The 14515-nt window shown below is 74.8% G+C and carries 3 protein-coding genes and 1 pseudogene; all 4 read left to right on the top strand.

The window, feature by feature from the left end; genetic code table 11:
• Positions 1-4: 4 nt before the first annotated feature.
• Positions 5-10597, top strand: a pseudogene (locus tag ACFV9T_RS34425) (SDR family NAD(P)-dependent oxidoreductase); the annotation flags it as partial.
• Positions 10594-11157, top strand: coding sequence for an FcoT family thioesterase (locus ACFV9T_RS34420; protein ID WP_385446441.1), 564 nt, complete (start codon positions 10594-10596; stop codon positions 11155-11157). The pseudogene ACFV9T_RS34425 and the gene ACFV9T_RS34420, both read left to right, overlap by 4 nt.
• 28 nt (positions 11158-11185) lie before the next feature.
• On the top strand, positions 11186-13291 hold the full coding sequence (locus ACFV9T_RS34415; protein ID WP_385446440.1) for a type I polyketide synthase: 2106 nt from the start codon (positions 11186-11188) through the stop codon (positions 13289-13291).
• On the top strand, positions 13288-14385 hold the full coding sequence (gene thiO / locus ACFV9T_RS34410; RefSeq protein ID WP_385446439.1) for a glycine oxidase ThiO: 1098 nt from the start codon (positions 13288-13290) through the stop codon (positions 14383-14385). The genes ACFV9T_RS34415 and thiO overlap by 4 nt, the downstream gene beginning before the upstream one ends.
• Positions 14386-14515: the final 130 nt, after the last annotated feature.

Raw genomic sequence — 14515 nt, 5'->3', positions numbered from 1 at the left:
GCACATGACCGAGCAGTCACAGGCCGCGATGCTGGAACTGGTGCTGGCGCAGGCCGCCGCCGTGCTGCGGGCCGCCGACCCCGACGCCTACGGGGACGGGCCCACCGACGTGGCGGCCGACCGCCCGTTCCTGGCGGAGGGCCTGGACTCGCTCGGCCTGGTCCAGCTGCACCGGCGGCTCACCGCCGAACTGGGGGTGGAACTGCCCGTCACCATCGGCTTCGACCACCCGACCCCGGCCGCCCTGGCCCGCCACCTGGTGGCCGTGGTGCATGGCACCGCCACCGGGCCCGCCCCGGACGAAGCGGCGCCCACCGCACCCGCCGTGTCCGACGAGCCGATCGCCATCGTCGGCATCGGCTGCCGCTTCCCCGGCGGGGTGACCTCGCCCGAGGACCTGTGGCGGATCCTGGCCGACGGCACCCATGTGCTCACCGACTTCCCTGCCGACCGGGGCTGGGACCTCGACCGCCTCTACGACCCCGATCCGTCCGCCACCGGCACCAGCTATGTGCGGCGCGGAGGATTCCTGCCGGACGCGGCCGACTTCGACGCCGACTTCTTCCAGATCAACCCCAAAGAGGCGCTGGCCATGGACCCCCAGCAGCGGCTGCTGCTGGAGACCTCCTGGGAGGCGCTGGAGCGCGCGGGCATCGACCCGGGCCGACTGCGCGGCACCCCGTCGGGCGTGTTCATCGGCGTGGAGCCGCACGAGTACGGGCCCCGCACCCACGAGGCCCCGGACGGCCTCGACGGCTATGTCCTGGGCGGCAGCCTGCCCAGCGTGGTGTCCGGCCGCGTCGCCTACACGCTCGGCCTCGAAGGGCCCACGCTCACCGTCGACACCGCCTGCTCCGGCTCGCTCACCGCCCTCCACCTGGCCGTACGGTCCCTCCAGCGCGGCGAGTGCGGGCTGGCGCTGGCGGGCGGTGTCACCGTCATCTCCAGCCCCGGTACGTTCACCACCTTCAGCCGCCAGCGCGGCCTGGCCCAGGACGGGCGCATCAAGGCGTTCGCCGCGGCGGCGGACGGCACGTCGTTCGCCGAGGGCGCGGGCGTGTTCGTCCTGGCCCGCCTTACGGACGCGCTGCGCGACGGCCACCCGGTGCTGGCCGTGATCCGGGGCACCGCCATCAACCAGGACGGCGCCAGCAACGGCCTCGCCGCGCCCAACGGCCTCGCCCAGCAGCGCGTCATCCGCCAGGCGCTCGCCGACGCGGGCCTCGTCCCCGAGGAGGTCGACGCGGTCGAGGCGCACGGCACCGGCACCACGCTCGGCGACCCCATCGAGGGTCAGGCCCTGGTCGCCGCCTACGGGCGCGGACGCTCACCCGACAACCCCCTGTGGCTCGGGTCGGTGAAGTCCAACATCGGGCACACGGGAGCTGCGGCGGGGGCCGCCGGGATCATCAAGATGGTCCAGGCGATGCGGAACCGTACGCTGCCCCGCACCCTGCACGTGGACGCGCCGACCCCGCACGTCGACTGGTCGGAGGGGACCGTACGGCTCCTCACCGAGCCCGTCCCGTGGGAGGGCACGGACACCCCGCGCCGGGCCGGGATCTCCTCGTTCGGCGCGAGCGGAACCAACGCCCACGTCATCATCGAAGAGCCGCCGACCCTCGTAGCGGACGACCCCGAGCCCCCCGCCGCCGACCGGCCCGTCCCCGTCGTCCTGTCCGCCCAGGGGGACGACGCCCTGCGCGCCCAGGCCGCCCGGCTCCTGACCGTCGTGGACGACGCGTCGCCGCTGGACATCGCGTACTCGACCGCCACCACACGCGCCGCGCTGCGCCACCGCGCCACGGTCGTCGCCACCGACCGCGACCAGCTGCGCCGCGCCCTGACCGCCCTCGCCGAGGGCGCCACCGCGCCCGGACTGCACACCGGTACGACGCGGGCCACGGGCCGGACCGCGTTCCTCTTCACCGGCCAGGGCAGCCAGCGCCCCGGCATGGGCCGCCAACTCGTCCGTGCCTTCCCGGTGTTCGCGCGGGCGCTCCAGGCGGCCGCCGACCACCTCGACCTCCATCTCGACGAACCCCTCGGCGAAGTGCTGTTCGCCGAGCCCGGCTCGCCGCAGGCCGAACTCCTCCACCAGACCCGGTACGCGCAGGCCGCCCTCTTCGCCGTCGAGACCGCCCTGTTCCGGCTGCTGGAGTCGTGGGGCGTGGCCCCCGGCCTGGTCGCCGGACACTCCATCGGCGAGATCGCCGCCGCGCACGCCGCCGGGGTGATGTCCCTGGCCGACGCGGCGCTGCTGGTCGGGGCGCGCGGCACGCTGATGCACGAACTGCCCGGCGGTGGCGCGATGGTGGCGGTCCAGGCCGAGGAGGCCGAGGTCGTCCCGTATCTGACCGAACGGGTCGGCCTCGCCGCCGTCAACGGCCCCTCCGCCGTGGTGCTGTCCGGGGAGGCCGACGCCGTCCTCGCCGTCGCCGCCCGCTTCGCCGAGCAGGGGCGCAAGACGCGGCGGCTGCGCGTCTCGCACGCGTTCCACTCACCGCTGATGGACCCCATGCTGGACGACTTCCGCCGGGTCGCCGAAACCCTGACGTACGCGCCACCGCGCATCCCGGTGGTGTCCACGCTGTCCGGCGAGGTCGGCGCCGCGTTCGACGCCGACTACTGGGTGCGCCACGTGCGCGAGCCGGTGCGGTTCGCCGATGGCATGCGGCTGCTGGAGGCCCACGGCGTCACCGCCTACCTGGAGCTGGGCCCCGACGCCGTCCTGTCGGCGATGGGGCGCGACTGCCTCGCCGACGACGGCCCGGACACCGCGTTCGCCGCGCTGCTGCGCGACGGGCACGACGAGGAGCGGCAGGCTGTCACCGCGCTGGGTGCGGCGCACGCCCATGGCGCCGCCGTCGACTGGGACCGCTTCTTCGCGGGCCGTGGCGCCCGCCGCACCGCGCTGCCCACCTACGCGTTCCGGCGCAAGCGGTACTGGCTGGACGCCGGGAGCGGCCCGGACACCATTGGGCATCCGCTGCTGGACACCGCCGTCAGCCTCGCGGGCGTCGACGGGCTGGTCCTGACGGGCCTGCTGTCCACCCGGTCCCAGCCGTGGCTGGCCGACCACGTCATCGCCGGTGTCGTCCTCGTCCCCGGCACCGCCCTGGTCGAGCTGGCCGTACGGGCCGGGGACGAGGCGGGCTGCGGTGTGGTGGAGGAACTCACCCTGGAGACGCCGCTGTCACTGACCGGGGACGCGGCGGCGGAGGTCCAGGTCGTCGTGGGCGCGCCGGACGCGGCGGGCCGCCGTACCGCCGAGATCTACTCGCGCCCCGCGCGCAGCGAGGAGAGCTGGACCCGGCACGCCAGCGGGGTGCTGGCCGAACACGGCGAGGGCGCGGCAGCGGACGGGGCCGGGTTCGCGCAGTGGCCACCGGACGGTGCCGAGCCGATCGACGTCGATGGCCTCTACGAGCGCCAGGCCGCGCAGGGGTACGGCTACGGGCCCGCGTTCCAGGGCGTGCGCGCCGCGTGGCGCCGGGGGGACGAGGTGTTCGCCGAAGTCTCAATGGACGAGGCGGGCGCCGACCGGTTCGGGCTGCACCCGGCGCTGCTGGACGCCAGCCTGCACGCCGCCGAAGGGCCGGAGGACGACGGCCAGGTGCGGCTCCCGTTCGCCTGGCTCGGCTACGAACTCCACGCCGCCGGCGCCACCGCCGTACGTGTCCATCTGCGCCGGACGGCCACGGACGAGGTCGCGGTCGAGCTGGCCGACACCACCGGGGCGCCGGTGGCCACCGTACGGTCCCTCGTCCAGCGGCCGGTGCCGCTGAACGGGGTGCGCTCCGGGGCGCGGGACGGGGCGCTGCTGCGCGTCGAATGGACCGGGATCCAGGCCCCGCAGGAGCCGGACACCACGGCCGCCGGGGAATTCGACCTCGCGTACGTGCCCGCCACTTTCCCCGGCGCCCCCGCCGAGGCGGCGCGCGAGGCCACGCTGTACGGCCTGAAGCTCATCGAGGGCGCGCTGCGCGACGACACCCGGCTGGCGATCGTCACCCGTGAGGCGAAGGGCGACCTGACGCTGGCGCCGCTGTGGGCGCTGGTGCGCTCCGCCCAGGCCGAGAACCCCGGCCGGTTCGTCCTCGTCGGCACCGACCGCGACGTACCCGAACCCGAGATACGCGCCGCCCTGACCACCGGCGAAACCCAACTCGCCCTGCATGACGGCGCGTTGCTCGTACCGCGCCTGGCGCGTACGCCGATGCCGGACACCCCGTGCCCCGTCGCCTGGGACCTGGACGGCACGGTGCTGATCACCGGCGGCACCGGAGGCCTTGGCGGTCTGGTCGCCCGCCACCTCGTCCGCCGGTACGGGGTGAAACACCTGCTGCTCACCGGGCGGCGCGGCCCGGACGGCCCGGGAGCCACCGAACTCGCCGCCGAGCTACAGGCGTTGGGCGCCCACGCCACTGTGGCCGCGTGCGATGTCGCCGACCGCGCGGCCCTGGCCGCCCTGCTGGAGACGATCCCCGACGAGCATCCGCTGACGGCCGTCGTCCACGGCGCCGGAGTCATCGACGACGGGCTCGCCGGATCGCTCACGCCCGAGCAGGTCCGTACCGTCTTCCACGGCAAGGCGGACGGCGCCTGGCATCTGCACGAGCTGACCCGGGACCGCCCGCTGGCCGCGTTCGTGCTGTTCTCCTCCGCGGCCGGGACCCTGGAGTCGGCGGGTCAGGGCAACTACGCCGCCGCCAACGCCTTCCTCGACGCGCTCGCCGAACACCGCGCCGCCCACGGCCTCCCGGCCACCTCCCTGGCGTGGAACCTGTGGGCGGGCGACGCGGGCATGGGCGCCCGCCTCGACGAGGTGACCTTGCGCCGCGCCGCACGCTCCGGGCTCCCCGCGCTCGGCTCCGACGAGAACCTCGCCCTCCTCGACCAGGCCCTCACCTCCGGCGCACCGGCCCTGGTGCCGCTGCGTCTCGACGTGCCCGCGCTGCGGGCCCGCCCCGACGGCATCCCGCCGATGCTGCGCGGCCTGGTCCGCACCCCCGCCCGGCGCACCGCCGCCGCCACGGCCGTGGGCGGCCCCGGTGGCGCGCTGGCCGACCGGCTGGCCGGGAAACCCGACGCCGAACGGGCCCGGATCGTCCTCGACCTGGTGCGCGCTCAGATCGCCGTCGTCCTCGGCCACGACAGCGGCACCGCCATCGACCCCCGCCGCGCCTTCACCGAGCTGGGCTTCGACTCCCTGGCCGCCGTCGAGCTGCGCAACGCGCTCGGCGAGGCCACCGGGCTCCGGCTCACCTCCACGCTGATCTTCGACCACCCGACGCCGGGCGACCTCGCCGACCATGTACTGGAAAAGGTGAGCGGCCTCGACAAGGTGAGCGGCGTCAGCAAGGTGAGCGGCGCCGCGTCCGCCGCCACTCCGGCGCGGACCACCGTACGGGCCTCGGCGGACGAGCCCATCGCGATCGTGGCGATGGCCTGCCGCTACCCCGGTGGCGTCAACTCGCCCGAGGAGCTGTGGCGGCTGGTCGCCGACGGCACCGACGCCATCGCCGCCTTCCCCGAGGACCGGGGCTGGCACACCGAGGAGATCTACCACCCCGAACCCGGCAGACACGGCACCACCTCCACCCGCGAGGGCGGATTCCTCTACGACGCCGCCGAGTTCGACCCCGCCTTCTTCGGCATCAGCCCGAAGGAAGCCCAGGCGATGGACCCGCAGCACCGCCTGCTGCTGGAAACCGCGTGGGAGACCCTGGAGCGCGGCGGCATCGACCCGCTGTCCCTGAAGGGCAGCGCCACCGGAGTGTTCGCCGGGGTCATGTACCACGACTGGGCGCCGCCCTCCGGCTCCGTCCCCGAAGACCTCGCGGGCTTCACCGCGGGCGGTGGCCTCGGCAGCGTCGCGTCCGGCCGCATCGCCTACACCCTCGGCCTCCAGGGCCCGGCCGTCACCATCGACACCGCATGCTCCTCCTCCCTGGTGGCCATGCACTGGGCGATGCAGGCGCTGCGGCAGGGCGAGTGCACGCTCGCGCTGGCCGGTGGCGTCACCGTGATGGCCACGCCCGAGACGTTCATCGGGATGAGCCTGCAAGGCGGGCTCGCCGCCGACGGCCGCTGCAAGGCGTACGGGGCGTCCGCCGACGGCACCGGCTGGGGCGAAGGCGCGGGACTGCTGCTGCTGGAACGGCTGTCGGACGCGCGCCGCGCCGGACACCCGGTGCTCGCCGTGATCCGTGGCTCGGCCGTCAACCAGGACGGCGCGTCCAACGGCCTCTCCGCCCCCAACGGCCCCGCCCAGCAGCGGGTGATCCGGCAGGCGGTGGCGGCTGCGGGGCTGACGCCCGCCGACATCGACGCCGTCGAGGGCCATGGCACCGGCACCACCCTCGGCGACCCGATCGAGGCGCAGGCGCTGATGGCCACGTACGGGCAGGAGCGCGGCGCGGACGGCGCACCGCTGTGGCTCGGGTCGGTCAAGTCCAACCTGGGGCACACCCAGGCCGCCGCCGGAGTCGCGGGCGTCATCAAGATGGTGATGGCGATGCGGCACGGTGTGCTGCCCCGCACCCTCCACGCCGACACCCCCTCCCCGCACATCGACTGGGCCGAGGGCGCCGTCGAACTGCTCACCGAGGCCAGGGAGTGGCAGGTCGGCGGCCGCCCGAGGCGGGCCGCGGTGTCCTCGTTCGGCGTCAGCGGAACCAACGCGCATGTGGTCCTGGAGGAGGCGCCGCCACCCGGCGCGAGGGAACCGCGCGGCGAGCGGCCCCCGGCCGTACCGCTGACCGTGTCGGCGGCGTCCGCCGAGGCGCTGCGCGCCCAGGCCGCCCGCATCGCCACCCAGCTGCGCGACCGACCGGACACCGACGCCCTGGATGTGGCCGCCTCGCTCGCCCGTGGCCGCGCCGCCCTGGAACACCGGGCCGTGATCGTGGACGGCGACCGTGACGGACTCCTCGCCGGGCTCGACGCGGTGGCGGCCGGGAAGACACCCGCCACCGTCGTCCAAGGGGTGCGACGGGGTGATCCGCGCGCCGTGTTCGTCTTCCCCGGGCAGGGCTCGCAGTGGCCCGGCATGGGCGTGGCCCTGCTGGAACACTCCCCGGCCTTCGCGACCCGCCTCGGCGAATGCGCCAAGGCCCTCGAACCGTACGTCGATTGGGATCTGCTCGACGTGCTGCACGGCGCGCCGGGCGCACCGCCCCTGGAGGACGTCGATGTCGTCCAGCCCGCGCTGTGGGCGCTGATGGTGTCGCTGGCCGAGGCGTGGCGCGCCGCCGGTGTCGAACCGGCCGCCGTGGTCGGCCACTCGCAGGGCGAGATCGCCGCCGCGTGCGTGGCCGGTGCGCTGTCGCTGGAGGACGGCGCGCGCGTCGTCGCGCTGCGCAGCCGGATCATCCGCCAGGACCTGGCGGGCCGGGGCGGCATGATGTCGGTGGCCCTGTCCGCCGACCGTACGGCCGGACACCTGGCCGACTTCGGCGGCCGCCTCCAGCTCGCCGTCATCAACGGCCCCGCCTCCGTCGTGGTGTGCGGTGAGCCGCAGGCCCTGGACGAGCTGCGGGACCGGCTGGACGGCGAGGGCGTCCAGACCCGCCGCATCCGCGTGGACTACGCCTCCCACTCGGTGTTCGTGGAGGAGATCCGCGACCGGCTGCTCGCAGAGCTGACCGGCCTGACGCCGCGCACCTCGGCCATTCCGTTCTACTCCACCGTGACGGCGGGGCAGTTGGACACCGAGGGTCTTGACGCCGCGTACTGGTACACCAACCTGCGGCAGACCGTCCGGTTCGAGGAGACGACACGGGCGCTGCTGGCCGACGGCTTCGAGATCTTCGTCGAGGCCAGCCCCCACCCGGGCCTGCTGGCCGGGCTCGGCGAGACCGCCGAATCGGCCGAGGTGGCCGCCACGCTCGTCGGCACCCTGCGCCGCAACGCGGGCGGCCCGCGCGAATTCCTCACCTCGCTGGCCGAGGCGTACGTACGGGGCGCCACCGTCGACTGGGAAACCGCGTTCGCCGGAACCGGCGCCCACCGCGTCGACCTGCCCACCTACCCGTTCCAGCGCAAGCGGTACTGGCTGCCCGCGCCCGAACACACCGGCGACGCGCGCGGCATCGGCCAGCTGCCCGCAGGCCACCCGCTGCTGGGCGCGGCGGTGCCCGTCGCCGGGGCCGGGGGAGTGCTGCTCACCGGACGGCTGGCGCTCTCCGCGCAGCCGTGGCTGGCGGACCACGCGGTCGGCGACACCGTCCTGTTCCCCGGTTCCGGCTTCGTGGAACTGGCCATCCGGGCAGGTGACGAGGTGGGCCGGGGACGCGTGGAGGAGCTGACGATCGAGGCGCCCCTCGTCCTCCCGGCGCGGGGCGGCGTGGCCATCCAGGTCGTCGTCGGCGCCGACCTGCGCACCGTGGCGATCCACTCGCGGCCCGACGACGCCCCCGCCGACACCCTCTGGACCCGCCACGCGCAGGGCACCCTCGCCGACGCCGCACCGGAACCGGCGCCCGACCCCGCGCCCTGGCCACCGCCCGGCGCCGAACCGGTCGACCTGACCGGCTTCTACGAGCCGCCCTCCGCCGAAGGGCCCATGTACGGCCCGGTTTTCCGGGGGATGCGGGCCGCTTGGCGGTCCGGCGACGAGGTGTACGCGGACATCGCGCTGCCCGAACAGGCCGCCACCGAGGCCCCGCGCTACGGGCTGCACCCGGCCGCGCTCGACGCGGCCCTGCACGCCACCGCGCTGCTCGCCACCGACGACGGACGGGTCACGCTCCCGTTCGCCTGGACGCGGATCGACCTGCACGCCTCGGGAGCCGCCGCGCTCCGGCTGCGGATGACCCGGCTGGGCGAGGACGAGGTGGCGCTGCGCCTCACCGACACGGCGGGACGCCCCGTCGCGTCCGTCGACTCGCTCGTCCTGCGCCCGATGGCCACGGCCCACCCTGCGGACACATCTCACGACGCGCTGTACGAACTCGCCTGGGCGCCCGCTGCATTGAGCGGGGCCACCCCGGCGCGGACCGTCGTGCACCGCTGCGCGGGCGGTACGACCGCCGAGGCCGTCCACGCGGCGACCACGGCGGCGCTGGGTGTCCTCCAGCCGTGGCTGGAGGATGACCGGGACGATGACGCCACGCTGGTGGTGGTCACCCGGGGTGCCGTGTCGGTCGGCGGCGAGGACGTCACCGATCTGGCCGGGGCCGCGGTCTGGGGGCTGGTCCGCAGCGCCCAGACGGAGAACCCGGGGCGCGTCGTCCTCCTCGACCTCGACGCCACCGGCCTCGACCCGACCGATGCCGATCTCGGCGCGGCGGTGGCCACCGGCGAAGCACAGCTCGCGATGCGCTCCGGCACCCTGCACCGGCCGCGCCTGACCCGTGCCACTGCCTCCGGTGACCGGCCCGCCACCACCTTCGGTGATGGCACCGTGCTCATCACCGGCGGCACCGGCACCCTCGGCGCTCTGGTCGCCCGCCACCTGGTCACCGCCCACGGCGTCACCGACCTGCTGCTCACCAGCCGCCGGGGCCCCGGCGCACCCGGCGCCGACGGCCTGGCCGCCGACCTCACCGCGCTCGGCGCCCGCGTCGACATCATCGCCTGTGACGCCGCCGACCGCGACGCGCTGGCCGCCGTGCTGGCGGGCCGTACGCTCGCCGGAGTCGTGCACACCGCGGGCGTTCTCGACGACGGGATCATCTCCTCGCTGACACCGGAGAAGATGGCCACGGTGATGCGCCCCAAGGTCGACGCGGCGCTGAACCTCCATGAACTCACCGCGGACCACGACCTGTCGGCGTTCGTGCTGTTCTCGTCCGCCGCGGGCGTGACCGGAGGCGCCGGGCAGGGCAACTACGCCGCCGCCAACACCTTCCTCGACGGCCTCGCCGCCCACCGGCGCGCCCAGGGCCTGCCCGCGCAGTCGCTGGCCTGGGGGCTGTGGGAGGTGGCCAGCGGCATGACCGGCGCACTGGACGCCGCCGACCTGGCGGGCATGCGGCGTGACGGCGTCCTGCCCATCGCCTCCGACGAGGGCATGGCGCTGCTGGACGCCGCCGGGGCGCTCGACCGGGCGTTCCTGGCGCCCGTACGGCTCGACCTGACCGGGCAGCGCCGCGCCGATGTGCCGTATCTGATGCGCGACCTGGTACGCGGCCCGGTCCGCCGCGCCGTCGACCCCGCCGCCACCGCCACCGAACCCGCCGAGAACCTGCGCGACCGGCTCGCCCGCCTCACCCCCGCCCGCCGGGAACAGGCACTGCTGGACGTCGTCCGCACCCAGGCCGCCGCCACCCTCGGCTTCGTCGACGCCGACGAGGTCGACGCCGAACGGTCGTTCCGCGACATGGGCTTCGACTCCCTCGCCGCCGTGCGGTTCCGCAACGCGCTCGGCGAGGCCGTCGGGGAACGCCTGCCCGCGACGCTCGTCTTCGACCACCCGACCGCGCTCGTCCTCACCCGCCATCTGCTGGACGAACTGGGCTTCAGCGACCCGGACACTACACCGGACGGTCCGGAGCCGGGCCCGGACACGGAGGACCGCACCGCGGCGATCCAGAACATGAGCCTGGCCGAACTCCTCCGCACCGCGCAACGATCAGGAGACCCGACATGACCCGGTTGCTCGACGACACCGACCAGCGCGTCTACCCCACCGACGAGGAACTGTTGCACCGCGTGCTCACCCCCTACCGGGCCAAGCGGTGTGAATACCTCACCTCGGCGGCGGTCACGGTGGAGGGCGACCCCCTCGACGGCGGACGGCTCGGCGCCGCCTGCACCTTCCTGATCCCCGAGTCCTGCTACATCGACGACACTGGCCACTTCAACTCGGTCGAGTTCAACATCTGCTTCAACCAGATGGCCTACTACCTGATGGCCAAGTCGGTGAAGGAATCCCTCGTCGCGCCCTTCTCCCGGTGGACACTGGAGCAGTTCTGGACCCGGCAGCTCGCGGACGTGTTCATCACCGACTTCCGGAGCACTTTCCGCACCGCCATGAGCGGCCGTCACTTCCGCGGCGAGATCGAGATCGCCGACATCGCCGAATGGGACGCCAACGATCTGCGCGACGCCCTGGTGATGCTGCGGACCCGCTGCCGCTACTGGGACGAGCAGGGCGGCGAGAGCCATGGCGAGATCGCCGCCGCCATCACCAACCCGCCCGAAAACTGACCCGCCCGGCCCCGCGGAGGAAGCCACCATGAGCAACCCGGAACGGCCAGAGCTTCCCCAGGAAGCCCGGCAGGTCGACATCGCGCACATCTACCGCCGTCTCGCCGACCGTGGCCTCCCGTACGGGCCCGCCTTCCGCGGCCTGCGCGCCGTATGGACGGACGGCGCGGAGGTCCACGCGGAGGCCCGCCTCGACGACGCCGCCTCCGGTGGCGAGGGCGACTACCACCTGCACCCGGCGCTGTTCGACGCCGCGTTGCAGGCCGCCCTCGTACCGGACCTCGACCGCGACGACGCCACCTTCCTGCCCTTCGCGCTGCGCGGCGTGCGGCTCCACAAGGCGGGCGCGCGGCAGGTCGGCGTCCACGCCCGGCCCGGCGAGGGCGGTGTTTCCCTGGCCCTGACCGGCGACGACGGCGAACCCGTCGTCACGGTCAAGACGCTCGTCCGACGCCCGGTCACCGCCGACCAGCTCGACGCCGCCACGCAGCGCACCCAGCTGCTGCGCGTCGCCTGGAAGGCCGTCGAGCAGCCGTCTGCCGCCGCCGACCAGCGGCGCTGGGCGTTCCTCGGCACCGACCACATCGGCGTCACCGGCGCCCTGAAGTCCATCCGCCGCTCGTTCGGCTCCTACCCCTCGCTGGCCGCCCTCGACTCCGCGCTCCGCGACGGCGCGCCCGTACCCGACGTGGTCGTGGTGTCCTGCACGGACCAGGACTCGCCCGTGCGCTCGGCCGCCCAGCGCGCCCTGATGCTCGTTCAGGAGTGGTCGGCCGACCCCCGCCTCTCCGGCGCCCGCCTCGTCCTGGTCAGCAGCGGCGCCCTCGCGACCCGCGCCCAGGAAGACCTGTCCGACCTGCCGGGCGCGGCCGTGTGGGGGCTGCTGCGCAGCGCCCAGTCGGAACACCCCGGCCGCTTCGTCCTCGTCGACGTCGACGACCCCGAGGACTCGGGCCGCGCCCTCCTCGCCGCCGTGGCCTCCGGCGAACCGCAACTCGCCGTGCGCCACGGCGCCCTGTTCCGGCCGCGCCTCGTCCGCTGCCCGCCACCAGCGGGCCGTACGAGCCTCACCGGCACTGTCGTCATCACCGGTGGCACCGGTGCGCTGGGCCGCCTGGTCGCCCGCCACCTGGTCACCCGCCACTCCGTCCGCCACCTCGTGCTGCTCAGCCGCCGAGGCCCGGGCACCCCGGGTGCCGACGAACTGACCGCCGAACTCACCGCGCTCGGCGCCCGCGTCGACGTCATCGCCTGCGACGCCGCCGACCGCCCGGCACTCGAACGCGCCCTGGCGGCCATCCCCGCGCCCTCCGCCGTCATCCACACCGCGGGCGTGCTGTCCGACGCCACGGTCGACACCCTCACCCCGCGCAGGCTCGACGCGGTGCTACGTCCCAAGGCCGACGCCGCGCTCCAGCTGCACGAGCTGATCCGCGACCCGGACTGCGCGTTCGTGGTGTTCTCCTCCGTCGCCGGGCTCACCGGCAACGCGGGGCAGGGCAACTACGCCGCCGCCAACGCCGTCCTCGACGCCCTCGCCCACCACCGCCGCACCCTCGGGCTGCGCGGCACCTCCCTCGCCTGGGGGCTGTGGGAGAGCGAGGGCGGCATGGGCTCCGAGCTGTCCGCCACCGACCTCACCCGCATCAAGCGCTCCGGCTTCGCCCCGCTCGGCCACGACCAGGGCCTGACCCTCTTCGACGCCGCCCTCGCCGGGGACGAGGCCGTGCTCGCGCCCGTACGGCTGAACGAGTCGGCCCTCACCGGATCCCTCGCCGGAAACATCCCACCCGTCCTCGCCGACCTGGCGCCCGCCGCCACGCCCCGGCCCATCGCGACCGACACCCTGCGGGCCCGTATAGCGACCCTGCCCGAAGCCGAACACGACGAGGCGGCCCTGGAGTTCGTCCGTACGGCGGCCGCCACCGTCCTCGGCTACGACAGCCCCGACGACATCGACCCCGACCGGGAGTTCCACACCATCGGCCTGGACTCCATCGGCAACCTCGAACTCAGCCGCCACCTGTCCGCCGCCACCGGACTGCGGCTCCCCGCGACCCTCACCTTCGACCATCCGACCCCCGCAGACCTCGCCACCCATCTGCGGCGCATCGTCCAGGAGAGCGCATCATGAACACCGTTGTTGTCGGCGGAGGCATCATCGGCCTCGCCACCGCCTGGCGGGCCCTGCGCCACGGCGTCACCGTCACCGTGGTCGACCCGGCCCCCGCCACCAAGGCATCCCACGCGTCGGCGGGCATGCTCCCGCCGAGCAGCGAGCAAATCGACGGCGTGACCGACCTGCTGCGGCTGTGCCTGGACTCCCGCGACCTCTGGCCGTCCTTCGCCGCCGAGCTGGAGGAGTTCGCCCCCGCCGGTTTCCGGCGTGACGGCGTCCTGGACGCGGCCTTCGACGAGGACGCCCTCCGCAAGCTCGACCACCAGCAGTCGTTCCGGGAGTCGCTCGGCATCCGCAGCGAACGCCTCACACCCGAGGAGTGCGCCAAGCTCCAGCCCGCCTTCGCCCCCACCCTCGGCGGCCTGCTGGGCCCCGACGACGGCGCCGTCGACCCGCGCACCCTCAACGCGGCGCTGCTCACCGCCATCGAAGCCCTCGGCGGCACCATCATCCGCCGCCGCGCCATCCGGGTCGCGCACCACACCGTCACCCTCGACAACGGCGACGCGGTGCCCTTCGACCGCGTCGTCCTGGCCGCCGGGTGCTGGACCCACCACATCGGGGGCCTCCCCGAGGCCGCCATCCCCGAGATCCGCCCGGTCAAGGGCCAGATCCTCCGTCTGCACTCCGAGCCGCCCCTGCTGGGCGTGACGTCCCGCGCCCTCTCCAAGGGCGCGTCCCTCTACCTGGTGCCCCGGCTGGACGGCGAACTCGTCGTCGGCGCCACCTACGAGGACCGCGGCTACGACGAGACCGTCACCGCCGACGGCGCCAGCGGTCTGCTGGCCCGCGCCGCCGAGGTCATCCCCGGCGTCGGCGCCCTGCGCTTCACCGAGATCAGCGCGGGCCTGCGCCCCGCCTCGCCCGACGCACTCCCCCTCATCGGCCCGACCGCCGTCCCCGACGTCCACCTGGCCACCGGCCACTTCCGCATGGGCGTCCAGCTCACCCCCATCACCGCCGAAGCCATGGCCGCCTACCTCACCGACACCACCCCGCCCGCGTCGGCGGCGCCGTTCACCCCGCTGCGGCTGACAGCCGCGGCCTGATCAGCACACACACGGAGAGGGGCGGGCACCCAGAGGGGTGGGGGGGCCCCGCCGGGCAGGCACGGGTGGGGGGGGGTGGCCGGTGCGGGGGGCGGAGGGTCGCGGGGGGGTGGTCGGTGGCGGGGTGGTG

Source organism: Streptomyces sp. NPDC059850 (assembly GCF_042731515.1).
Lineage (GTDB): Bacteria > Actinomycetota > Actinomycetes > Streptomycetales > Streptomycetaceae > Streptomyces.
The sequence above is the reverse complement of the archived record's forward strand: the minus strand, read 5'-3'. Positions and strand labels throughout refer to the sequence as shown.